Origin of the sequence: Deinococcus sp. AB2017081, from assembly GCF_034440735.1 — a bacterium.
Taxonomy (GTDB): domain Bacteria; phylum Deinococcota; class Deinococci; order Deinococcales; family Deinococcaceae; genus Deinococcus; species Deinococcus rufus.
In genome coordinates this window covers 2,668,062-2,689,186 of record NZ_CP140098.1, presented here as the reverse complement: position 1 = coordinate 2,689,186, position 21,125 = coordinate 2,668,062, and the positions used below count along the sequence as shown (strand labels likewise).

The 21,125-nt window shown below is 71.3% G+C and carries 18 protein-coding genes; 4 read left to right on the top strand and 14 right to left on the bottom strand.

The window, feature by feature from the left end; all coding sequences use genetic code 11:
• Positions 1–25: 25 nt before the first annotated feature.
• Positions 26–856 (bottom strand): phosphatase PAP2 family protein, encoded by an 831-nt coding sequence (locus U2P90_RS13030; RefSeq protein WP_322472463.1) that lies wholly within the window; start codon positions 854–856, stop codon positions 26–28.
• A 77-nt stretch (positions 857–933) separates the two neighbouring features.
• Here U2P90_RS13030 and U2P90_RS13025 point away from each other — a divergent pair, with 77 nt between their 5' ends.
• The gene (locus U2P90_RS13025; RefSeq protein WP_322472462.1) at positions 934–2,547 is read left to right on the top strand and encodes an ABC transporter ATP-binding protein; all 1,614 of its coding nucleotides are present in this window, start codon (positions 934–936) and stop codon (positions 2,545–2,547) included.
• A gap of 3 nt (positions 2,548–2,550) precedes the next feature.
• Here U2P90_RS13025 and U2P90_RS13020 read toward each other — a convergent pair whose 3' ends face one another.
• Genes U2P90_RS13020 through U2P90_RS12995 form a run of 6 tightly spaced genes read right to left on the bottom strand, consistent with a single transcriptional unit; the run spans position 2,551 to position 8,580 of the window.
• Positions 2,551–4,083, bottom strand: a complete 1,533-nt coding sequence (locus U2P90_RS13020; protein WP_380103095.1) for an aldehyde dehydrogenase (NADP(+)) — start codon at positions 4,081–4,083, stop codon at positions 2,551–2,553.
• On the bottom strand, positions 4,080–4,967 hold the full coding sequence (locus U2P90_RS13015; protein ID WP_322472460.1) for a dihydrodipicolinate synthase family protein: 888 nt from the start codon (positions 4,965–4,967) through the stop codon (positions 4,080–4,082). Before U2P90_RS13015 ends, U2P90_RS13020 begins: the two co-directional genes overlap by 4 nt.
• 31 nt (positions 4,968–4,998) lie before the next feature.
• Positions 4,999–6,267, bottom strand: coding sequence for an FAD-dependent oxidoreductase (locus U2P90_RS13010; protein WP_322474698.1), 1,269 nt, complete (start codon positions 6,265–6,267; stop codon positions 4,999–5,001).
• Positions 6,257–6,508: a (2Fe-2S)-binding protein gene (locus tag U2P90_RS13005; RefSeq protein ID WP_322472459.1), complete on the bottom strand. Its 252-nt coding sequence runs from the start codon at positions 6,506–6,508 to the stop codon at positions 6,257–6,259. The genes U2P90_RS13010 and U2P90_RS13005 overlap by 11 nt, the downstream gene beginning before the upstream one ends.
• On the bottom strand, positions 6,501–7,616 hold the full coding sequence (locus tag U2P90_RS13000) for an NAD(P)/FAD-dependent oxidoreductase (protein ID WP_322472458.1): 1,116 nt from the start codon (positions 7,614–7,616) through the stop codon (positions 6,501–6,503). Before U2P90_RS13000 ends, U2P90_RS13005 begins: the two co-directional genes overlap by 8 nt.
• Positions 7,617–7,626: 10 nt before the next feature.
• Positions 7,627–8,580 (bottom strand): proline racemase family protein, encoded by a 954-nt coding sequence (locus tag U2P90_RS12995; RefSeq protein WP_322472457.1) that lies wholly within the window; start codon positions 8,578–8,580, stop codon positions 7,627–7,629.
• Between the two features lie 81 nt (positions 8,581–8,661).
• On the opposite strand from U2P90_RS12995, the gene U2P90_RS12990 reads away from it, so the two are divergent.
• Complete coding sequence (locus U2P90_RS12990) at positions 8,662–9,396, top strand: AraC family transcriptional regulator (RefSeq protein ID WP_322472456.1); 735 nt, start codon at positions 8,662–8,664, stop codon at positions 9,394–9,396.
• A 337-nt stretch (positions 9,397–9,733) separates the two neighbouring features.
• Here U2P90_RS12990 and U2P90_RS12985 read toward each other — a convergent pair whose 3' ends face one another.
• The 3 genes from U2P90_RS12985 to glgP form a co-directional block, all read right to left on the bottom strand.
• The gene (locus tag U2P90_RS12985; protein ID WP_322472455.1) at positions 9,734–10,597 is read right to left on the bottom strand and encodes an EamA family transporter; all 864 of its coding nucleotides are present in this window, start codon (positions 10,595–10,597) and stop codon (positions 9,734–9,736) included.
• Between the two features lie 124 nt (positions 10,598–10,721).
• Entirely contained in the window at positions 10,722–11,129 is a 408-nt protein-coding gene (locus U2P90_RS12980) for a carboxymuconolactone decarboxylase family protein (RefSeq protein WP_322472454.1), read from the bottom strand.
• A 110-nt stretch (positions 11,130–11,239) separates the two neighbouring features.
• Positions 11,240–13,756, bottom strand: a complete 2,517-nt coding sequence (gene glgP / locus U2P90_RS12975; protein WP_322472453.1) for an alpha-glucan family phosphorylase — start codon at positions 13,754–13,756, stop codon at positions 11,240–11,242.
• Positions 13,757–13,958: 202 nt separating this feature from the next.
• Between glgP and U2P90_RS12970 the strand changes: the two genes are divergently transcribed.
• The gene (locus U2P90_RS12970; RefSeq protein WP_322472452.1) at positions 13,959–15,389 is read left to right on the top strand and encodes a PEP-utilizing enzyme; all 1,431 of its coding nucleotides are present in this window, start codon (positions 13,959–13,961) and stop codon (positions 15,387–15,389) included.
• A gap of 13 nt (positions 15,390–15,402) precedes the next feature.
• Here U2P90_RS12970 and U2P90_RS12965 read toward each other — a convergent pair whose 3' ends face one another.
• Both U2P90_RS12965 and U2P90_RS12960 read right to left on the bottom strand, forming a co-directional pair.
• Positions 15,403–16,347 carry a nucleoside hydrolase gene (locus U2P90_RS12965; protein WP_322472451.1) on the bottom strand — a complete coding sequence of 315 codons (945 nt, stop codon included), beginning with the start codon at positions 16,345–16,347 and terminating at the stop codon, positions 15,403–15,405.
• Positions 16,348–16,514: 167 nt separating this feature from the next.
• Positions 16,515–17,003: a peroxiredoxin gene (locus U2P90_RS12960; RefSeq protein ID WP_322472450.1), complete on the bottom strand. Its 489-nt coding sequence runs from the start codon at positions 17,001–17,003 to the stop codon at positions 16,515–16,517.
• A 92-nt stretch (positions 17,004–17,095) separates the two neighbouring features.
• Between U2P90_RS12960 and tilS the strand changes: the two genes are divergently transcribed.
• Complete coding sequence (gene tilS / locus U2P90_RS12955) at positions 17,096–18,763, top strand: tRNA lysidine(34) synthetase TilS (protein WP_322472449.1); 1,668 nt, start codon at positions 17,096–17,098, stop codon at positions 18,761–18,763.
• A 142-nt stretch (positions 18,764–18,905) separates the two neighbouring features.
• On the opposite strand, the gene U2P90_RS12950 is transcribed toward tilS, so the two are convergent.
• Both U2P90_RS12950 and U2P90_RS12945 read right to left on the bottom strand, forming a co-directional pair.
• Entirely contained in the window at positions 18,906–19,817 is a 912-nt protein-coding gene (locus U2P90_RS12950; protein WP_295815474.1) for a DMT family transporter, read from the bottom strand.
• Positions 19,818–20,010: 193 nt separating this feature from the next.
• Positions 20,011–21,120 carry a GTP pyrophosphokinase gene (locus tag U2P90_RS12945; RefSeq protein ID WP_322472448.1) on the bottom strand — a complete coding sequence of 370 codons (1,110 nt, stop codon included), beginning with the start codon at positions 21,118–21,120 and terminating at the stop codon, positions 20,011–20,013.
• Positions 21,121–21,125 lie beyond the last annotated feature (5 nt).

The following is a 21,125-nucleotide window of genomic DNA, read 5'->3' as shown; positions in this document are numbered from 1 at the left end:
AGGTTTGCGGACAGAACCTAGCGGTCTACACGCGCGCCGGTACCTCCGGGCTGGAGGGTGTGGCCGCGCGGGCCATGGGCATCCAGCGGCGCAACAGTGCGGGCACGCCGTGGGTCGCGACGAGCACCAGCACGGCATAGCGCAGGGCCCGCACCAGTCCCAGATCACGCAGGCCCTGCGGCAGCAGCGCCAGCCCGAAGTACACGGCGAAGACCACAAGCAGGCCCACCACGGCGACGAGCACCCGGCCCGTGGCCGTGTCCGGCGTGCGGAAGTTGGGGCGCGAGGCCCAGAAGCCGGCCAGCATGCCCAGGCCAGCCCCGTACTCACGCGGACTGCCCGCCGGTAAGAAGGCCGCGACGGCCAGAGCGATCCCGGCCGGTACCCAGCGCATCAGATCCCGGTTCGGCACGGTGACCCGCGCGGCCATGACGGCGAAGGCGGCCCCCAGCAGCAGGCCCACCACGATGTCCTGCACGTAGTGGACGTTCAGCGCCAGGCGCGACACGGCGATCAGGACGATCAGAATGCCGGCGGCGATCCAGACCCCGGTGCGGCCGAGCTGCGCGGCGATCCCGCCCCACAGCGTGGCCGCCATCTGCGCGTGGCCGCTGGGGAGCCCCGGCCCGCCCGCCGTTGCACGCGCCGCCTCCGAGGCCACCGACGGATCGACGGTGAACGGCCGGGGCTCGTTCAGGCCGTACTTCAGGGCGGTGTTCACGAGGTAGCTGGCCGCGAAGGCCACGCCCAGATCACGCCCGCCGGTCGGTCTCAGCAGCCACGTATACAGCGCGAGCACCACGATGAATACCTCGTCACGCCCGAGGGTCGTGACTGCCAGCCAGAATGCTTCCATCCCGACATTCTGAGGCCCGTCTTCCCACAGTCCTAGGGGGTCAGCCCACGGCGCGGGGCGGCGCTACAATCCGGAGCATGAGCGCCCCCACTGCCGACGTCCTGCGCGAGGTGCAGCACGCTTCCGAGTACGCGCTGGAACTGCGCGAGATCACCAAGAGGTTCCCGCTGGTGCTGGCCAACGACCGCATCTCCATGCGCGTGAAATGGGGCAGCGTGCACGCCCTGTGCGGCGAGAACGGCGCGGGCAAGAGCACCCTGATGAAGATCGTGTACGGCATCCAGCCGCCCACCAGTGGCGAGATCGTCGTGGACGGCGAGGTCGTGAACCTCCACGACCCGTCCGACGCCATCAAGCGCGGCATCGGGATGGTCTTCCAGCACTTCATGCTGGTCGAGACCCTGACCGTGACCGAGAACGTCATCCTGGGGATGGAGCCGACGGCCGGCACATCAATCAATTACGGCGCGGCCCGAAAGCGCGTGGGCGAGCTGATCAAACAGTTCAACTTCGACCTGAACCCGGACGCCATCGTGGGCGAGCTGCCGGTCGGCCTCCAGCAGAAGGTCGAGATCCTCAAGACGCTGTACCGGGGGGCGCGCATCCTGATCCTCGACGAGCCGACGGCGGTGCTCACGCCCAGCGAGACCGACGAGCTGTTCGACTTCCTGGTCAACCAGTACGCGAAGAGCGGCAACGCGGTCGTGTTCATCTCGCACAAGCTGCACGAGGTGCTGCAGATCAGCGACACGATCTCGGTCATCCGCGACGGGAAGATGATCGGCACGATTCCCACACCCGGCGCCACCACCGAGATCCTGGCCCGCATGATGGTCGGCCGGGACGTCTCACTGAAGGTCGACAAGGCTCCCGCCCGGCCCGGCGAGGTCGCGCTGGACGTGCAGGGTGTGGTCGTGAAGGGCGAGCACCGCAATGCCGTGGACGGCGTGAGCTTTCAGGTGCGGGCCGGCGAGATCGTCGGGATCGCCGGGGTGGAGGGCAACGGCCAGAGCGAACTGGTCGAGGCGATCACCGGCCTGAGTGCGTACACGGGCAGCATCCTGTACCAGGGCCGTCCCGCGCATGGCGTCCCCGGCGTCGAGGCCGCCGGGGTCGCCCACGTCCCGGAAGACCGCAACGAGCGCGGGCTGGTGCTCGACATGACCACCGCCGAGAACTACATCCTGGGCAAGCACGACAACGCCCCGTACGCCGGCCGTTTCGGCCTGCTGAACCAGGACGTGATCGACCGCAACGCCCGCGACCTGAGCGAGAAGTACGACGTGCGGCCCCGCAGTGCCAGCCTCCAGGCCAGCCGCTATTCGGGCGGCAACGCGCAGAAGATCATCGTGGCCCGCGAGATGAGCAAGGCCCCGAAGATCCTGGTGGCCAGTCAGCCCACGCGCGGCGTGGACATCGGTGCGATCGAGTTCATCCACGCCCGGATCGTCGAGGCCCGTGACCAGGGCCTGGCCGTCCTCCTGATCAGCGCCGACCTGGGCGAGGTCATGAATCTGGCCGACCGGATTCTGGTCATGTACGAGGGCAAGGTCGTGGGCGAGGTTCAGGCCGACCGCGCCACCGAGACGCAGCTGGGTCTGCTCATGACCGGCAGCGGCGACGGTGGGCACGGAGCGAGCGGGCGCAGCGGCGAGGTCAGCGCCACCCAGGAGCTCGGCGAGCGGAACTGAGGGTCAGTCCGGTCTTTGTCTCTGGCTCCAGTCCCCGTCGATCAGCCGCAGGAGCCCCAGCGGATTCGCGGCCTGCAGGGCCGGCGGCAGCGCTGCGTCCGGGAAGTTCTGGTAGGCCAGGAGCCGCGTGAAGCGCGTGATGGCGTGGGTGCCCACGCTGGTGCCCGCGCCCACCGTGGTGGCCGGGTAGGGGCCGCCATGCACCGTCGCGTGCCCGACCTCCACGCCGGTCGGGAAGCCCCCGAAGAGCACCCGACCGGCCCGATCCTGCAGAGCGGCCAGTAGGTCGGCCAGTGCCGGCAGTTCGTCCGGCGCCGCGTGCAGCGTGGCGGTGAGCTGCCCTTCGAGCCCACGCATCAGGGCCGTGACCTCGGCCACATCGTCGTAGCGAACCGCGAGACTGACCGGGCCGAAGACCTCGGACTCCAGCGCGGGTGTGAAGTCGCGGGCAGCGACGCTGTAGAGCTGGGCGGTCGCCCCGGTGTCGCTGGGTGTCCCGGTCGTGATCGCACGCACGCCGGAGTGTGCCCGGACGCCGGACGTCCCCTGATTGAAGGCGGCCTGGATGCCGCCCGTCAGCAGCGTGCAGGCTGGCGTGGAGTCCAGCTGTGCGGCGGTCGCGTTCAGGAAGGCATCGCCCGCCTCTCCAGACGGCACGAACAGCAGCCCCGGCTGGGTGCACAGCTGTCCGCCGGAGCCGCTGATGCTGGTCGCCAGCGCCGCCGCCAGTCCCGCGCCGCCCCGCTCAATCCCCGCCGACGTGAACACCACCGGATTGACCGAACTCATCTCGGCATACACGGGAACAGGCACCGGCCGCTCCTGCGCGGCCCGCAGGAGCGCCAGCCCGCCAGCGCGGGAGCCCGTGAATGCCACCGCCTGCACCAGCGGATGCCGGGTCAGGGTCAGTCCGGCGTCGTGGCCGTCGTCGTAGACAATGCCGAAGACGCCAGAGGGCAGACCGGAATCTCGCGCCGCATCCGACAGCGCCTGCGCGGCCAGGGCGGACGTGCCGGGGTGCGCCGGGTGGGCCTTCACGACCACCGGACAGCCCGCCGCCAGCGCTGAGGCCGTGTCGCCGCCCGCCACCGAGAACGCCAGCGGGAAGTTGCTCGCGCCGAACACGACCACCGGCCCCAGCGGCACGCGCATGGAGCGCAGGTCAGGTTTCGGCGGCGTGCGGGCCGCGTCCGGGGAATCCAGGCGGGCCTCCACCCACGAGCCCTCGGCGGCCACGCGGGCGAACAGCCGCAGCTGGTTGGCGGTGCGGGCCAGCTCACCGCGCAGCCGGGCCTCGGGCAGGGCGGTTTCGAGCATTGCCCGAGCGACGATGTCATCTCCCAGGGCTTCAAGATTCGCGGCAGCGGCGGTCAGAAACTCCGAGCGCACTGCCCCGGTGGACTCGCCATAGGAGCGGGCGGCATCGGATGCAGCCTGCACGATGGCGTCCAGCGCTACGGCGTCCGTGACTGGGTAGGCAGGCTCCAGCGCCTCGCCCGTCGCCGGATTCATCCCCCGGAACTCCCGAACCGTCATGCCTGAGCGGCCCGCAGCAGGTCGCGCACCATCGCCTGCTCGTCGGCGGTCAGTTCCAGGCGGGGAGCACGCACGCGGGCGTTGCCGTGGCCGACCTCCTCCTGCACGAACTTGATGAGCTGCACGAACTTGTTCACGGTGTCCAGGCGCAGCAGCGGCAGGAACCAGCGGTACAGCTCCTGCGCCTGTGCCCACTCGCCGGCGCGGGCCAGTTCGAACAGACGCACGCTCTCGGCGGGGTAGGCGTTCACCAGTCCTGCAACCCAGCCGGTCGCGCCCGCCGCCACGCCCTCCAGCGCCATGTCGTCCAGGCCGACCAGGATGTCCACCGTGTCTGGCAGGGCCGCCCGCAGGGCCGTGACCCGCCGGGAGTCGCCGCTGGATTCCTTCACTCCGCGCAGGTTGGGGTGCTCGGCGCTCAACTCCGCGACCTGCGGGGCCAGGAAATCCGTGCGGTAGGCGATGGGGTTGTTATACAGGATCACCGGCAGCTCGGTCGCGGCCAGCACGGTCGCCACGTGCGCCTTCATCTCGCGCCAGTCGCTGGTGTACACGTAGGGCGGCAGCACCATCAGGCCCCGGCAGCCGATGTCGCGGGCGGCCTGGGCGAGCTGCACGGCCCCGTGGGTCGACAGGCTGGCGATGCCGGGAATGACCGGCGCGGTGCCCAGCGCGTCGACCAGGGTTTCCAGGATGGCGGTCTTTTCGTGATAGTCCAGCGTGTTGCCCTCGCCCAGCGATCCCAGCGGGATCATGCCGGCGTTTCCGGCGTCCATCATCCAGCGGGCGTGTTCGCGCAGGAACCCGTGATCGACGCTGCCGTCGGCATTGAAGGGCGTGGTGATGGCGGGAAACACGCCCTGGAAGATGGGATTCGTGGTCATGGTGGGGCCTCCTGGGAGAGAAACTGTGGATTTAGTGGTCGGCCAGCAGATCGGAGAGGGGCAGCGGCACCAGCGGCGGGCGGACGCCGCTGAAACGCCAGCCATACAGGGTTTCCGTGGCGGGACCGCAGACCCGTCCCTGGCACGTGCCCATGCCGCAGCGGGTCTTCAGCTTGGCCTCCGTCCAGCTGTGCTGTCCGCGCAGGGTGGCGTGGGTCACGTCCTCGCAGCGGCAGACGGTCGTGTCCGGTGACGGCAGTGCCCGCAGTTCGGGCCGGAGGGTAAACGCTGTGTCCAGCGCGGTCTGGAACGCCCGGTGCCGGGCAGAGGTGGCGGCAGCATCGCTCAACCGCTCAATCTGACCGGTCGCCGCGCAGCCGGCCACCCGGCCCTCGTGGCAGGCCATGTCCACGCCGCCCACGCCGGTCACCTCGCCGGCTGCGTACACGCCGGGCACGCTGGTCTGGCTCCATGCATCCACCCGTACCGCGCCCGAGTCTGTCAGGGCGCAGCCCAGCAGCGCGGCCACCCGCGTTTCGGGTACCAGGCCGAAGCCCGCCGCGAGCCAGTCGCACTCGAGCGTCACGTCCCGGCCGCCCCGGCGCAGCGTGACGGTTTCCAGATGCCCGTCACCGTCGGCGTGGAGGGGATACGTCCCCGGCCAGTACGGCACGCCGCGCAGCGCCCACGCCAGCCCGGCGGCCTCGCGTGTCTTCCCGCCCAGCCGCGCCGCCGCCAGTCCGAACCGCGCTGCGCTGACCATGGGGGCCTGCTCGGCCACGCCCAGGACGACCGCGCCCGCCGTCCGGAGCCCGGCGGCCACGGCCAGCAGCAGCGGCCCGCTGCCCGCCACGACCACCCTCTGACCGCGCACGACCAGCCCGGCCTTGACCATCGCCTGGAGTGCCCCCGCACCGACCACTCCGGGGAGCGTCCAGCCGGGGAAGGGGAGAAAGCGCTCGACGGCCCCGGTGGCGAGGATCACCCGCCGGGCGGGCTGCCGGCTCAGGCCCTCCGGACTGCTCAGGATCAGCTCCCTGTGTGTACCGTCGCCCTCGACCCACGCGACCTCGGTCTGGCCGCGCCAGCGCACGTTTGGGCAGGCGTCGAGCTCCCGGAGCAGGGTCGTGGCCGGGCCGGGTCTGTCCGCGTGGGCGCCGCGCCAGATCTGACCGCCCCGGCCGGGCTGGGCGTCGATGACGAGCACGTCCGCGCCGGAACGGGCTGCGTGCAGGGCGGCCGTCAGGCCCGCCGGGCCGGCGCCGATCACGGCGATGTCCACAGGCGCGTCAGTCCGCATGGTCACCCGTCAGCAGGGTCACGCGCTGGCCGTTCCTTGCGGGGGTCACGCAGGTGCGGACAATCCGGCCGTCGACCACGGCGCGGCACTCGTGGCAGCTGCCCATGCCGCACAGCGCTCCGCGTGGCTCTCCGCTCCGGCTGTGGCGCAATGTCCGGTATCCGGCATTCTGGAGGGCGGCCAGCACGCTCGTTCCCTCGGCCACGGTGACGGCACGGCCCTCGATCATCAGCTCAGGCATGGGCGACCTCCGGCCTGAAGCGCTCCACCCCGAAATCGAAGGCCGACAGCGCTGATGGGGTGCCGAATACCTGCGCAGCCAGCAGCTCCGCCGTTCCCAGTGCCGTCGTGATGCCCAGGCCCTCGTGTCCGGTCGCGACGAAGACCGTCGTCCGCTGTGGGTGTGGCCCCACGATCGGCAGATGATCCGGTGTCGCGCAGCGCTGGCCCGTCCAGATCCGCAGGGCGGCGAGGTCACCCAACTCCGGCAGGAAGTCACGCGCCCGCGCCAGCATGCGCCGCAGCAGCGCCCAGTCGAGTCCGGAGTCTGGTTGGTCGAACTGACGGCTGGAGCCGATCAGCAGTTGCCCGGTGGGCCGGGGCTGCACGTTGAAGGCCACGCTGTCGTCGTCGCTGGCGTGGGCACTTTTCAGGTACCCCAGTTCGACGAGCTGGTGGTGCACACTCGGCGCCCGGCGCTCGGTGATCAGCAGGTGACCCTTGCGCTGGCGCAGTGGCAGCTCGGGCAGCAGCTCCAGCGAGCCGATCCCGCCCGCGACGACGATCAGATCGGCGCTCAGGTGCTGGCCCCCGGCGAGCCGCACGCCGGAATCGTCCAGGGCCACCGCTTTCCCCCGGATCAGGGCCGCGCCGCTGCGCTCCAGCAGGAAGGCCGCGGCGACCGGCGCGTAGACCACGCGGTCGCCCGGGACGCGCAGACCGCCGGCCAGCCCATCCCGCAGGGCCGGTTCCAGCCGGGCCAGTGCCGGGGCGTCGAGCAGGTCGGCCTCGCGCCCCGCTTCCCGGTAGGCCGCCTGCTTTGGGGCGACCGCCTCCAGCTCCTCGTCGTCGCTGGCGACCCAGATCGTGCCGCTCGGGCGGTACTCGGCGCTGGCAGGGAGCGACGGGGCCAGATCCTCCCACAGTTCCAGACTGCGGGCGGTCAGGGCCAGCTGCGCGGGGCTGTCGTCCATGACGACCAGATGACCCATGCCTGCCGCCGTCGCGCCGCCGCCCACTGCGCCCGATTCGACCACCGTGACGCGGGCACCGTGCCGCGCCAGCACGTCCGCGCACGCCGCGCCAACCATGCCGCCGCCGACCACCACTGCCCGCAGAACCGACGTCACGGGGCCGCCGTCATCCCGGAATGCCCCACGCGAAGGGATCGCCGTCCTGCACGACCAGTTCTCCGACCGCCGTGATGTACGCCCGCCCGGTGATGACCGGATGCACCTCGTCGCCCCGCACCGTGTACGTGCCCTCAAAGGCGCTGCCGATCACGCTCTGCTGGTGCCAGACCTCGCCGGGCATCAGCTGGCCATCGGCGGCCAGACACGCCAGTTTCGCGCTGGTGCCGGTGCCGCAGGGGCTGCGGTCGTAGGCACGGCCGGGACACAGGACGAAGTTGCGGTGCGTGCCTCCGTCGCCCGGCGCGTGCCCCATGAGTTCGATGTGGTCGATCACCGCACCATCCCGTCCGGTCACGCCCTGGGCCTCCAGCGCCCGCCGGATCGTCCACGCCACATCAGTCAGTTCATCGATGCGCTCCGGGCCGAGTCCGGCACCGCCCAGACCGGGCTGCGTCATGTCCACCAGATAGAACCAGTTGCCGCCCCACGCCACATCGCCGCGCACGGGGCCGATGCCGGGCACGTCCACCGTCACGTCCTTTGCATGGCGGTAGGCGGGCACGTTCGCCACACTCACGCGTCCGTCTTCATGCAGCGTGGCCGTGACGATGCCCACCGGCGTCTCGATGCGGTGCTCGCCCGGCGTGATCCGGCCCAGGTGCGCCAGGGTCGCCACCACGCCGATCGTGCCGTGGCCGCACATGCCCAGCGGCCCCACGTTGTTGAAGTAGATGACGCCGGTCACGCAGTCCACGTCTCGTGGGGGCACCAGCAGGGCACTGACCAGCACGTCGTTGCCACGCGGCTCGTTGTTCACGCGCTGTGCCCACGGCGCGTACTCGCCGGCCAGGGCCTCGCGCTGCTGGGCCAGCGTGTGCCCCGGCAGTTCCGGGAACCCCGAGAGGATCACGCGCGTCGGTTCTCCCGCCGTGTGCGAGTCGATGAACGTCAGGGCGGTCATGGCTCCAGCGTAGGCTCCGGGGAGCTGCATGTCTTGTACGGACTCGAAGCCTCAGACGCCGAATCCGGCATAGTTAGAGGAATGACCCGGCCCGGTGCTCCGTTCCCCGTCCCGGCGCTGCCGACCGGCACCCTGGCCGGACTGACCACCCTTCTGGATGTCCTGCCGGACACGGTTGCCTTCGTCAAGGACGTGCAGGGCCGCTACCTGTATGCCAACCGCACCCTGATCTCACGCCTGCGGCTGGACAGCCCATCTGCGCTGATCGGCCGGCTGGCCCAGGACGTGTTTCCCGGCGGACTCGGCACAACGTATACCCGGCAGGACACGCAGGTGCTGGCCGGGCACGACCTGACCGAACACCTGGAACTGCACCTGTATCCCGGCGGCCAGACCGGGTGGTGCCTGACCACCAAACGGGCGCTGACCGGAGAGGGGAGACTGACCGGTCTGGTGGGCCTGTCGCGTGACCTCGCGCTGCCCGCTCCACACGCCAGTGCCCTGGCCGCCGCCATGACCCGCCTGCACGCCGACTATGCCCAGCCCCTGGGCGTGGCCGATCTGGCCCGCAGCGCCGGCCTGAGCGTCAGCGCCTTTGAGCGGCAGACGCGGCGCGTGTACGGGCTGACGCCCACGCAGCTCCTGACCCGCGTGCGGGTAGATGCTGCCACAGAGCTGCTGCGGAGCACGGATCTGCCGGTGGCGCGGGTGGCGGTCGAGTGCGGGTACTTCGACCACAGTGCGTTCACGCGGGCGTTTCGGGCGGCGGTTGGACTCACGCCGAGTCGGTATCGGGCGTATGTGCGGGGAGGTTGAAGGTGGGCGCCTGCGGCGGGCTACCCCACCCCCAGCCCCTACCCCAGAGGGGCAGGGGAGCGGCGCTGCGCTGAGCAAAGTGCGCGTTGGGCAGCGCTGGTGGTCGTGTTCTCCAAGCTGTGGAGGCTGTGTATCTGCCCTTTGCGTTCTCGCCGTCACCGCCCGTGCGCTGCGCGCCCGATGGCATTCGGTCAGGGGCAGGGAGGGTGTTTCGGCTTTGAATGCAAGGAATTTGTTGTCAGGGTCGCTGGCCGGCTTCCTTGGCTCCCCTTGAGGGGAGCTGGCCGCGTAGCGGTCTGAGGAGTTAGATCGCGGCCCCATCGTCAATCCAATGCCCTCACGCCGCCACTGGCGACTCCACCTGCCGGCTCGTCAGATGCACACCTGCACTGGCCACGATCACACAGGCCATGGCCGCCCACTGCAGGGGCGTCAGGCGTTCATGCAGGAAGATCAGGCCGCTCAGGGCTCCGAAGGCGGGTTCCACACTCATCATCACGCCGAAGGTGCGGGCGTTCAGGACGCGCAGGGCGCTCATCTCCAGGCTGAAGGGGAGGGCCGCCGAAAGGGCCGCCACGCCCAGCCCGGCCGCCAGCACCGGCAAGGAGAGCAGCGCCGTGCCCGCGTGCGCCACGCCCACGGGCACGCAGATGACCGAGGCGATCAGCAGGCCAGCGGTGACGCCGGTCACGCCGGGTACCCGGCGGCCCACCACACCTCCCAGCACGATGTACAGCGCCCAGAATGCGCCCGCCAGCAGCGCCAGCGCCACGCCCAGCCCGTCGACTGCCGAGCCGGCATTGCCGCCATGCGGAGCGATCAGTGCGATCCCCACGCCCGCCAGCGCCACCCACACGAAGTCCAGAACCCGCCGCGACAGGATCAGCGCCAGCCCCAGTGGCCCGATGAATTCCAGCGTGACTGCCAGCCCCAGCGGCAGCCGACTCAGCGCCTGGTAGAACGCCAGATTCATCAGGCCCAGGGTCAGGCCGTAGGGCACGATGGCCTGCCAGTCGGCGCGCCTCAGGGCCTGCAGCCGGGGTCGGAACAGCGCCAGCAGCAGCAGGAAGGCCAGTCCCACGCGCAGGGCCGTCGCTCCGGGCGGGCCGACCTGTGGAAACAGCATCTTGGCGAACACCGCGCCCCCCTGGATGCTGAGCATCGCCAGGATGACCGCCGGAACCGGGGGGAGGGCAGGCACACGCACCGGGGCATTAGAGCAGGTCGCCGGGGTGGGTGCTCAGGGCCGGCACACGCTGGATGTGGACGTCCACCTCATCGACTGCGTGGCGACAGGGCCTCCCACACGCTCCGGCGCCGACGGTTCACTGCTCGTTCTGCGCATCCCGCGCGGCGAACACGCGCCGGGCCGTGTTGACCGCGCTCAGGCCAGCCGGGACGCCCGCGTACACGGCGACCTGGTGCAGCACGTCACTCAGGTCACGTTCGCTGACTCCGGTGTTCTCCGTGGCGCGGATGTGGCCTTCCAGTTCCTTCTCGCGGCCCAGCGCCGCCAGGATCGCCAGCGTGACCATGTGGCGCTCGCGATCCGTCAGGTTGCCGCGGCCCCACGCGCTGCCCCACGCGTACGCCGTCAGGAAGCGCTGGAAGTCCGCGCCGAAGGCGTCCGGGTCGAGGGCCGCCGCCACGTACTGCCCGCCCATGACCTGGGTGCGCTTGCTCAGGCCGCGCTCGTACTGCTCCTGGGGAATGCCGTTCGGATCGTCGCTCATGCCTGAGGGTAGCGGGCACGGGGCTGGTGGGTGCTGGGACATGTGGCAACAGCGCCGCGCCGCCCCGATCCTGGGGCGGCGCGGCTCGTGGTCATGTCAGCGGCAGGTACTCACGCCCACTTGATCAGCCCGGCCTCGAGGTCGTTGCTCAGGCCGTCGATCTCGGGAACCATGCGCACGCCCACCGAGTACAGGCCGCTGTCCTTCAGGGGCACGTCGGCGCGGAACGTGCCGTCACCCTGGCTGGTGAGCGGCACGCGGGTGATGTGCCCGCTGCGGTCGAGCACCGCCTCGACGCGCAGCTGATCGAGATTGATGCCGGCAGCATTGACCTGGGCGGTCACGGGCACGGTCTGACCCGGCTGCGTCGTGGCGGGCAGGGTGGCCTGGGCGCTGAGGCTGGTGTACGGCCACTGCTGGCGCACCCAGGTCTTCCAGCCGGCGATCTCTCGGGCCTGGGCACCGCCGCTGGCCGCAACCGCTGCGCCACGCGCCGCGAGCGGCAGGTAGTACTTCTGTACGTAGTCGATGACCTGACGCTGCATCGAGAACCGGGGCGAGCACGTCTCGATGGCGCGGCGCACCGTGTGGGCCCACGAATCGTCGCCGCCCGCGGTGCCGTAGTAGCGCGGCACGATGTCGTGTTCCAGCGTGTGGTACAGGCTGAAGGCGTCGGCGTCGTCCTGCACGTTCAGGTCGGCGTACTCGCGCTCCTCGCCGATGGGCCAGCCGTTGGTGCTGTCATAGCCCTCGCGCCACCAGCCGTCGAGCACGCTGAAGTTGGGCGAGCCGTTGAAGCTGGCCTTCATGCCGCTGGTGCCCGACGCCTCCAGGGGGCGGCGGGGGTTGTTCAGCCAGATGTCCACGCCCTGCACCAGATGCCGCGCCACGTTCATGTCGTAGTTCTCGAGGATCACGATCTTGCCCCGGAACTCGGGCTCCTGGCTGACCTTGTAGATCTCCTGGATGAAGGCCTTGCCGGGGTTGTCGGCGGGGTGGGCCTTGCCGGCGAATACGAACTGCACCGGGCGATCCGGGTTGTTCACGATCCGGCTCAGGCGGGCGCGGTCACGGAACAGCAGCGTGGCCCGCTTGTACGTGGCAAATCTCCGCGCGAAGCCGATGGTCAGGGCCGTCTCGCTGAGCAGGGTGTCGGTGGCCGCCACGTCGGCGGCCGATGCGCCGTTGCGCAGCATCTGCTCGCGCATGCGGCTGCGGACAAAGGCGATCATCTCGCGCTTCATGGTGAGCTGCACGCCCCGGAGCTGCTCGTCCGTGAGCTGCTCCACCGCCGTCCACATCTGCTCGTCTTCCAATCTCTCCGTCCAGTCGGCGGGCAGCACGGTCGAGAGCAGGTCGCGCATGGCCTGCGACGTGAAGGTCAGGTTGTGTGCGCCGTTGGTGACGTGCCCGATCGGCACTTCCTCGGGCTCGGCCCCCTCGTACAGGAAGTTCCACATCTTGCGCGAGACCTCGCCGTGGAGCTCCGACACGCCGTTCGCCGCGCGGCTCATGTTCAGCGCGAAGACCGTCATGGAGAAGGTCGGCACCAGGTGGTTGTCCCAGACCTGTTCGTGCCTGGCCAGCGCGTACAGGTCGTCGCGCGTCGTGGCGAGACGGCCCGGCCACTTGCCCAGGTAGCGGTCGACGAGGTCGTAGCCGAAGGCGTCGTTGCCGGCGGCGACCGGTGTGTGCGTGGTGAACAGGGTGCTGCTCGCCACCGTCTCCAGGGCCGTGCGGAAGTCCAGGCCGGACTCCACCTGCTCGCGGATGCGCTCGAGCGACAGCAGCGCGGCGTGGCCCTCGTTCATGTGGTACACGTCGCCCGGAATGTTCAGCGCCCGCAGGGCACGGATGCCGGCCACACCCAGCAGGACGTACTGCTGGAGCCGCAGTTCCTGGTTGCCGCCGTACAGGCGGGCCGTGAGCTTCCGGTCCTCCTCGCTGTTCTCGGGCACGTTGGCGTCGAGCAGGATCACCCGGATCCGGCCCACGTTCAGGTTCCACAGGCGGGTGTGGATGTCCCGGTTCCCGATGCGCACGCTGACGCGGGCCTCCTGGCCATCCGGGGTGGTGGCGGGCGTGATCGGCAGCGTGGTCAGGTCGAGTTCGTCGTACGTCTCGTTCTGCCAGCCGTCCTTGTCGAACAGCTGGGTGAAGTAGCCCTGGTGGAACAGCATGCCCACGGCGGTGAAGGGAAGGCCCAGATCGCTCGCACTCTTGCAGTGGTCACCGGCCAGCACGCCCAGGCCACCCGAGTAGATGGGCAGCGACTCGTGGTACGCGTATTCCATGGAGAAGTACGCGACCGGTTTCATGTCCGGCGCATTGCGGCTGGCCCACGTGTCCGTCTTGCCCATGTAGGCGTCGAAGTCAGCCATGACCTGCGCATAGCGGGCCAGATACGCGGGGTCGGCCGCCACCTGCTCCAGCCGGGCCTGCGGCACATCGAGCAGGGTGCGCACCGGATTGTGGTGGAAGCGCTCCCAATTCTGGGGATCGAGATCCTGATACAGCGCCTGGGCCTGGGGGGTCCACGACCAGTAGAGGTTGTAGGCCAGCTCGGACAGCCGGGCCAGGCCGGGCGGCAGCTGGGGCAGCACAGTGACTTTGCCAATGACGTTCATACCTGTTGAGCTTACACCACGTCCTGCCGGCCGGGCAGGCCGACGGAGTGCGGCGCAGCGGGGAGAATCCGCCTGTCTGGACAGGATGGCGGCCGGCAGCGGCTCCGGTGACCGGTGTGATCCGGGCGCGGCATGAACCCGCTCTGGCCGCGCATCCGGGCTTGCGGGGCGGCGTCCCGGACGCCACAATGGAACACGCACCATGACTGCCCCTGCTCCCATACGGACGCCCGCCCGGTGGCTTCCCCTGGAGGATCACCCGGCCGCGCTGTCGCCGCTGGACGTGGGCATCGTGCGCGTGGGGCTGGAGGGTCGTGTCCGCGCCCTGCTTCACGCGCTGCACCTCCCGGACACCGACAGCCTCAGCACGCGCCTGCTGACCCAGCAGGGCGGTCGGCTGGCCGTGCACGCCGCCCATCTGGACACGCTGACGGCGGCCCTCAGCGCCGAGCAGATCCTGGCTGTGCACGTGGCGCTGGGGATCGCCGCCGACGCCGGTCCCCCGGCGGTGCCGTCGGCCCGCCCCCGCCCGGAGTTCATCCAGCAGGCCGCGCCGGGCACCCGCTCGGTGGCCCAGCCCGGCGTGTCCCGCCCGGCCGATTCGCCGGCCACCGTCCTGGCCCGCGCGATCGTGGCGCACGCGGACGACCTGGGCGTGCTGACCGCGTACAACGCGGCCCTCGTCACCGAGGCGCTGCGGGGGGTCACGTGGCACTGGCTGGAGCAGCGCAGCGCCCTGCACCTGGAACTGCTGTGCGGTCTCGACACGGTCGGCGGGGCCGGTGCGGAGCTCGCGAGCGCCGCCATGCATCAGGTACAGTCCACCCTGAGCGGTGGCCGCCGCAGCGCCGCGCGCGGCCTGATCGACGCCGCGCGCACCCAGCATGCGGCGCTGGCGGCCCACCACGCCGCGCAGCGGCAGACCCGGCGCGCCGTGATCCGCGCGTCCGTGCAGGTGGCCTCGGTGCTCAGCCGCGCCGGCTGGCTGAACCGTCCGGCCGATGCCCGCTGGCTGACCCCCACCGAACTGCGTGACGCCCTGGACGGCACCCTCGACCCCGCCACCCTGCGGGGTCTGACGCAGCTGCGCCGCTTCCAGCACGCTCCGCCCCCACCGACCCCCACGTGGACCCTGGTCGACCGGCAGTACAGCGTGGTGCCGCTGTCGCCGGGCGTGCGCGACGGCGAGCTCCACGTCTGGATCCCCGGTCAACCCGTCCCCGGGGGCAGCATTGTCCTGTGCGAGGAGGCCCGCCCATGGCACCGGGCACAGCTTGCAGAGGCCGCCGCCGTGATCCTCGACCGCGCCGGGCCCCTGTCGAGTGCAGCGCTACACGAGCGCGGTGCGGGGCGCCCGGCCGTGAGTCTGCGCGGCCGCCGTCCCGAGTGGCTGCAGCCCGGCGCGTATGTGCGCGTGAACGCCCATCAGGGCACCGTGACCCTGCTGCGCCGCGCCGACGATGCCCTGGCCGGGGCCTCCACGCCGGCCGAGTCCCCCGTGGCCGGCGGCCACGGGCCGGCGACGGCTCACCCCGCCGACGAGGTCGTCCTGGCCGGACCACCTGCGGCGGTTCCGGCGCGCGCCGTGCCCTCGGAACTGACGGCCATCAGTCTGGACTTCGATCCGGTGTGATCCAGCCGGCCGGTCACGGCACCGTGGCGATGGCCCTCAGCAGCCGGTCAAAGAACGCCGGATCGTCCACGCCGACCGCGACCCGGGCGTTGGGCGCCCGGCCGGTCACGCCATAGACATCACAGGTGGTGCGGCCGAAGTTCGGCCCCTCGTGCACCTCCACCTGCACGTCCATCGCGGTCCACTCCAGCAGCTCCGGCCACAGCACGGCGGCGACCGCCAGGGGATCGTGCAGCGCTCCTCCGTTCAGGCCGTAGCGCTCGCGGTAGACCCCGGCATAGAAGGTCAACAGCTCCGCGCTCACGGCGCCCGCCCGGGTGCCCAGGTCGCGCAGCGCCTGCACGCGCTCCGGGGTGGCAATGCACTGCATGGTCACGTTCAGGCCGACCATCCGCAGCGGCACGCCGGAGTCGAACACGATCCGCGCCGCGTGCGGGTCGGCCAGCGCGTTGAACTCGGCCGCCGGGGTGCGGTTGCCCAGCGCGGTGCTGCCGCCCATCCACACGACCTCGCGCAGCAGCTCCGGCAGGTCCGGGGCCAGCCGGAACGCCAGCGCCACGTTCGTGAGGGGCCCGGTGGCGATCACCGTCAGCCCGCCCGGCTGGGCCCGACCGTGCCGGATCAGGGCTGCGACCGCGTGCTCGGCCTGTGGGGGCTGCGTGGGGTCGGGCAGGTTCTGTGCCGGTAGCCCGGTCGCGCCGTGCACCGCCGCCGCCGTCACCGCTCCGCGCACCAGGGGCCGGTCGGCGCCCGCGTGGTACGGGCGGTCGGCGCCGGCCAGCGCCAGGGTGACTCCGGCGTTGCGTACCGTCAGCGCCAGGGGAACGTTGCCGTGCACCGCCGTGATGGCCCGCACATCCAGATCCGGGCTCGCCAGCGCCAGCAGCCACGCGACCGCGTCGTCCAGGCCGGGATCGCCGTCCAGAACGACAGGCAGGGGAGACGTGGGGAGGCTCATGGCCGCAGTGTAGGGCAGCCGGAACGCGGGTTCATACGAACCCCGATTGAATCCCGCAGGATTGCGGGATCAATCCGACCGAAGGGAGAAGGAGAGACGACGGACTCCGGGAGATGGACGTACATCCGGTTCGGTTCCGGATGTACGGGAATCGGACGGAATCCGTATCAGGTGCCCGGCACCGGCTGTCCGGCCACGGCCGGCCGCTCGCGCAGGTGCTTGAGCGCGGCCGAGGCGTGGGCGGCCGGATTCGCGCTGCGCCAGCGGGCCGCGACCACGCCCTCGGGATCGATCAGCACCGTCTCCCGGGCGGCCATGTTCAGCAGGCCCGACAGACCGCCCATCACGCCGTAGGCGCGGCACACCTCGCGGTCACTGTCCGGCAGGAGCGGATAGCTCAGGCTGCAGGTGTCACGGAAACTCGCCTGCCGCGCCTCGGTATCGGTGCTCACGCCGATCACGGTCGCCCCCAGCCGCTCGAATTCCGGCAGCGCCGACTCGAAGCGCTGCGCCTCGATCGAGCAGCCGGCGGAACTGGCCCGGGGATAGAAGAACAGCACCACCCAGTGGCCACGCAGGGCGCTCAGGCTGATCGTGCGCCCGTCGTCGCTGCGTTTCTCGAACACGGGTGCGGGGTCACCGGGGCGGACACTCATGCCGGGCATTCTACCGGTCGGGCCCGGATGCTGCCGTGCAGGACACCACGGTGACCGGGACGTCGGGCCGGGCCGCTCCGTAGAATGCGCCGATGTCCGACCCGCCCCGCCCGCCTGTCCGCGTGCCGCGTCCACTGGCCCGGCCGCTGGACGTGTACCGCGCGCAGACTGTCGTGGCGGCGGTGTCGGGCGGCGCAGATTCGGTGGCGCTGCTCGTGGCGCTCCACACCATCGGGGCGCGGGTCGTGGTGGCGCACCTGGACCACGCGCTGCGGCCCGAATCGCCTGCCGACGCCGCGTGGGTGGCGGCCCTGGCGGCGGATCTGGGCGTGCCTGCGGTGCGGGAGCGGGTCGAGGTGGCTGCCGTGGCCGCCCGGCGCGGCTGGAACGTGGAGGACGCCGCCCGCCGGATCCGCTACGACCTGCTGGGCCGGGTGGCCCGGGCCCACGGTGCCCGGATCATTCTGACCGCCCACACCCGCCGCGACCACGCCGAGACGGTCCTGATCCAGCTCCTGCGCGGCGAGGCCGTCCTGACCGGCATCCCTGCCCGGCGCGGCCCGGTGCGTCGGCCCTGGCTGGACGTGGGCCGCGCCGACCTCGAGGCCTTCTTACACGCCAATGGTCAGACGTGGCGCGAGGACGCCTCCAACGCCGATCCTGCCTACTCCCGGGCGTGGCTGCGCACCCAGGTCATGCCGGTCCTGACCGCCCGCTATCCGGGGCTGGAGGTGGCCCTGGCGCGGCTGGCCCACTTCCAGACGCAGGACGACGCCGCGCTGACCGCCGGGGCGATGGCCCTGAGCCCCCACGCGCCGCGTGAGCGGGTGCCGCTGGCGGTGCTGCGCCGCCGGGTGCGCCAGGACCTGCGGGCGGCGGGCCTGGACGTGCATGCCGGTCACCTCGACACGCTCGTGGCGGCCCTGCATGCGGGCCACACCACCCACCTCACCCTGCCCGGTGGCCGGGACGTCACGGTGACGGGCGGCGACCTCCATCTGAAGCCGCTGGACTTCGCGCCGCCCGCCTTCGACAGACCGGACGGCTGGACGCTCCGGACGCCGGCCTCCGGTGACCGGATCGGCCTTCCGGGCGGGACACGCCTCGTGAGCGACGTGCTCACCGACCGGAAGGTGCCGCGTGCGGATCGCCGCCGGGTGCCGGTGCTGGTCGATCGTTCCGGACAGGTGCAGTGGATCGGCCTGCACCCGCCGGTGTGGGCCGGCGGGGCGCGGGAGACGGCGGATCAGCGTGCCGATCCGCTGCACACGGCCATGGGGGAGGCCCTCGTGCTGGCCCACGAGGCCGCCGCTGGCCACGAGGTGCCGGTCGGGGCGGTCGTGCTGGGGCCGGAGGGCACGGTGATCGGGCGCGGGCGCAACCGCAGCCGTGAGCACGGCGACATGACCCGCCACGCCGAACTGGACGCCCTGCGGGAGGCCGCCGTGACCCTGGGCACGCCCTACCTGACGTCCTGCACGCTGGTCGTCACGCTGGAACCCTGCCCGATGTGCGTGGGCGCGGCGCTGGAAGCCCGGATCGGGCGCGTCGTCTATGGCGCAGCGAATCCGAAGGCCGGAGCGCTGGGCGGCGTCACGGATGTCCTGGCGCACCACTGGGGCGTGCGGCCCACCGTGGTTGCAGGTGTCCGGGCCCGCGAGGCCACCCGGCTGCTGCGCGAGACCTTCGCGGCGCTGCGGGGCCAGAAGGCGGGGGCTGCCGGTCAGGAACCGGTGCCCGAGGAGGGGGCGAGCCGGTGAGGTCAGACTGCGTGACCGGTGCGTTCCGGGCCGCCACCCGTCCCCGCAGCGCCACAGGGCTCAGCCTCCCGCTGTGGCGCAGATGATGCTCGTGCCGAGCCGCCCATCGAACGCACGGACGACGGCCCGTCCGCACCCCGCCTCACACTTCCAGCGGGGCGGGGACGGCCTTCTTGCGGCTGTCCAGCACCGCCAGGACGCCAGACACGCACACCAGGGCCATGCCGGTCAGCGCCACGGCGTCCGGCAGGTGGTGGAACGCCAGCCAGCCCACGATGGCCGCGAAGACCAGTTGCAGGTAGGTCAGCGGAGCCAGCAACGAGGCGTCGGAGGTGCGGTACGCGACGGTCAGCAGGTAGTGGCCGCTGCCGCCGGTCAGGCCCAGCACGGCCATCAGGCCCAGGTCGGCCCACGACACCGGGCCGCCCTGCCGTGCGAGCAGCACCGCCCCGATGCCGAACACGCTGCCGGTCAGGGCCGAGTGGTACAGGAGGTGCAGTGACGGCACGCCCTGGAGCACCCGCGACAGCAGCTGATACCCGGTGTTCAGGGCGGCAGCCAGGAAGGCCAGGGCCACGCCCACGGCGTCGAGGTTCCCACCCGGCCGCACGATCAGCAGCAGGCCCAGGAAGCCGCCCACCGTGCCGATCCAGCGCAGCGGCCCCGGCCGCTCCCCCAGCAGCGGCACCGCCAGCACCGTGACCAGCAGCGGCGCGAGAAACGAGATGGCGGTCGCCTCGGCCAGTGGCAGGCGGGCAAACGCGCCCATCATGACCACGGTCAGACTGGCCAGGCACAGCGAGCGCACCAGCACCAGCCACGGCGAATATGCGGCGTCGCGTGGCGCGGCCCGCAGGGGGCGGGGCAGCAGGGCCGTGAGCAGCAGCGCCTGCGTGCTGTAGCGCACCGCGGACACCAGCGCCGGCGAGTGATCCTGGACGAGGTGCTTGGCCAGCCCGTCCTGCCCGGCGAAGATCAGCAGGGCCAGCGCGTACAGGCCCAGACCGCGCAGGGAGGCGGCCGCGTGGGGCGTGGTGGCCGTGGTGGCGCTCACCGGCGCGGGGCGAGGTGGGGAGGACAGACGGCTCGGCTCAACAGGATCATGTCACCTCAGACTCCGGGCCGCTTCGCCCTGGAGTGCCGTTACCCTAGCTGCTGCGGGGGCACGCTGTCCGGGGGTGTCCGGACACGTCGAACACGAGAGACCGGGGCTCATGGCCACCGGACACGGTTCGGCGCCGTGTCGTTCATACCGGCGCGGTGCCGTCCTGCCGCAGCGGGAAGCCGGTCGCCTCGGCATAGGCGTCGCGTACCGACGCGATCAGGGTCGCGGTGTCGGCCGTGCCCGGCACGTCGAGCAGGCGCACGATCTCGCTCGGGTCGAGGGCCGGGTTCGCGCACGCGCGCATCAGCGCGTAATGCACGAGGCTGGTGCCGGGCCGCGCTCCACCAGCGGGCGTCCACGATTCCCGCAGGCGGGGCAGCAGCAGACCGGCGAAGGCCACCACCTCCTGTCCGTGCCGGCGCAGTTCGCCCTGAAGGGCGCCGACCGAGTTCACGCCGACATACTGGAGCAGGCCTGCCAGCCGCTGCGGACGCTCCGGGTCGGGCCAGCCGGTCAGGAGCAGCACATTCAGCGCGGCGGCCACCTGCGCGTCCAGATCGTGAACCGGGGCATGGTCGAGCATGTACTTCACACTCTGGGCGTCGATGTACACGCTGTCCGGCGTGTCACGCACGCGCTCGGGCAGGGTCGCGGCGTAGTCCTTGGACAGGCGGTCGAGCGCCATGAACTCCTCGTCGGCCATCTCCAGCAGGCCGGCCAGCCGGTAGAAGCGCCGCCGCACCTCGCGCGGCACGGCCTCGCGGTTCTTGTAGCCCAGGTCGTGTTCGATCTCGGCCCACGCATGCTGCAGGATCGAGCGGATCTGGATCTCGAAGGGATGCGATGCGAACGCGGCAGCGTCCGGCCCGCTGCCCAGGGGGCGCACCACGTAGTGCACGCCCATGTACCCGAATCGGTCGGGATCGTGCATCCGGCTCTTGTCGATGGAGTGGTTCCAGTCCACGTCGAACTGCGCCTCGACCAGCCGCGACACCGCCTGCAAGTCGGACTCGAAGTACGTGATGACGCGCACCGCCACGAGGTCCGTCACCTCGTCCAGGGCGTGGTAGCGGCCGGGCTTGCGCAGCAGCTTGTCCGCCAGGCTGGCGGGGCGCTTGACCCGGCCGGTCACGTGGTGGATGTTCAGGCCGGAGCGGTCGAGCAGTGCATTCGTGTGCGCCACCGCCGCGTCCCGCAGGCGCTCGTACTCCGGAAGGGCCGCCTCGTACGCCTGAACCAGCACGTCATTCATGTCTG

Excerpts from the sequence above, each read along its gene's own strand:
- U2P90_RS13030 (WP_322472463.1), bottom strand. The coding sequence starts at position 856 with ATGGAAGCATTCTGGCTGGCAGTCACGACCCTCGGGCGTGACGAGGTA.
- U2P90_RS13025 (WP_322472462.1), top strand. The coding sequence starts at position 934 with ATGAGCGCCCCCACTGCCGACGTCCTGCGCGAGGTGCAGCACGCTTCC.
- U2P90_RS13020 (WP_380103095.1), bottom strand. The coding sequence starts at position 4,083 with ATGACGGTTCGGGAGTTCCGGGGGATGAATCCGGCGACGGGCGAGGCG.
- U2P90_RS13015 (WP_322472460.1), bottom strand. The coding sequence starts at position 4,967 with ATGACCACGAATCCCATCTTCCAGGGCGTGTTTCCCGCCATCACCACG.
- U2P90_RS13010 (WP_322474698.1), bottom strand. The coding sequence starts at position 6,267 with ATGCGGACTGACGCGCCTGTGGACATCGCCGTGATCGGCGCCGGCCCG.
- U2P90_RS13005 (WP_322472459.1), bottom strand. The coding sequence starts at position 6,508 with ATGCCTGAGCTGATGATCGAGGGCCGTGCCGTCACCGTGGCCGAGGGA.
- U2P90_RS12995 (WP_322472457.1), bottom strand. The coding sequence starts at position 8,580 with ATGACCGCCCTGACGTTCATCGACTCGCACACGGCGGGAGAACCGACG.
- U2P90_RS12990 (WP_322472456.1), top strand. The coding sequence starts at position 8,662 with ATGACCCGGCCCGGTGCTCCGTTCCCCGTCCCGGCGCTGCCGACCGGC.
- U2P90_RS12980 (WP_322472454.1), bottom strand. The coding sequence starts at position 11,129 with ATGAGCGACGATCCGAACGGCATTCCCCAGGAGCAGTACGAGCGCGGC.
- glgP (WP_322472453.1), bottom strand. The coding sequence starts at position 13,756 with ATGAACGTCATTGGCAAAGTCACTGTGCTGCCCCAGCTGCCGCCCGGC.
- U2P90_RS12970 (WP_322472452.1), top strand. The coding sequence starts at position 13,959 with ATGACTGCCCCTGCTCCCATACGGACGCCCGCCCGGTGGCTTCCCCTG.
- U2P90_RS12965 (WP_322472451.1), bottom strand. The coding sequence starts at position 16,347 with ATGAGCCTCCCCACGTCTCCCCTGCCTGTCGTTCTGGACGGCGATCCC.
- U2P90_RS12960 (WP_322472450.1), bottom strand. The coding sequence starts at position 17,003 with ATGAGTGTCCGCCCCGGTGACCCCGCACCCGTGTTCGAGAAACGCAGC.
- tilS (WP_322472449.1), top strand. The coding sequence starts at position 17,096 with ATGTCCGACCCGCCCCGCCCGCCTGTCCGCGTGCCGCGTCCACTGGCC.
- U2P90_RS12945 (WP_322472448.1), bottom strand. The coding sequence starts at position 21,120 with ATGAATGACGTGCTGGTTCAGGCGTACGAGGCGGCCCTTCCGGAGTAC.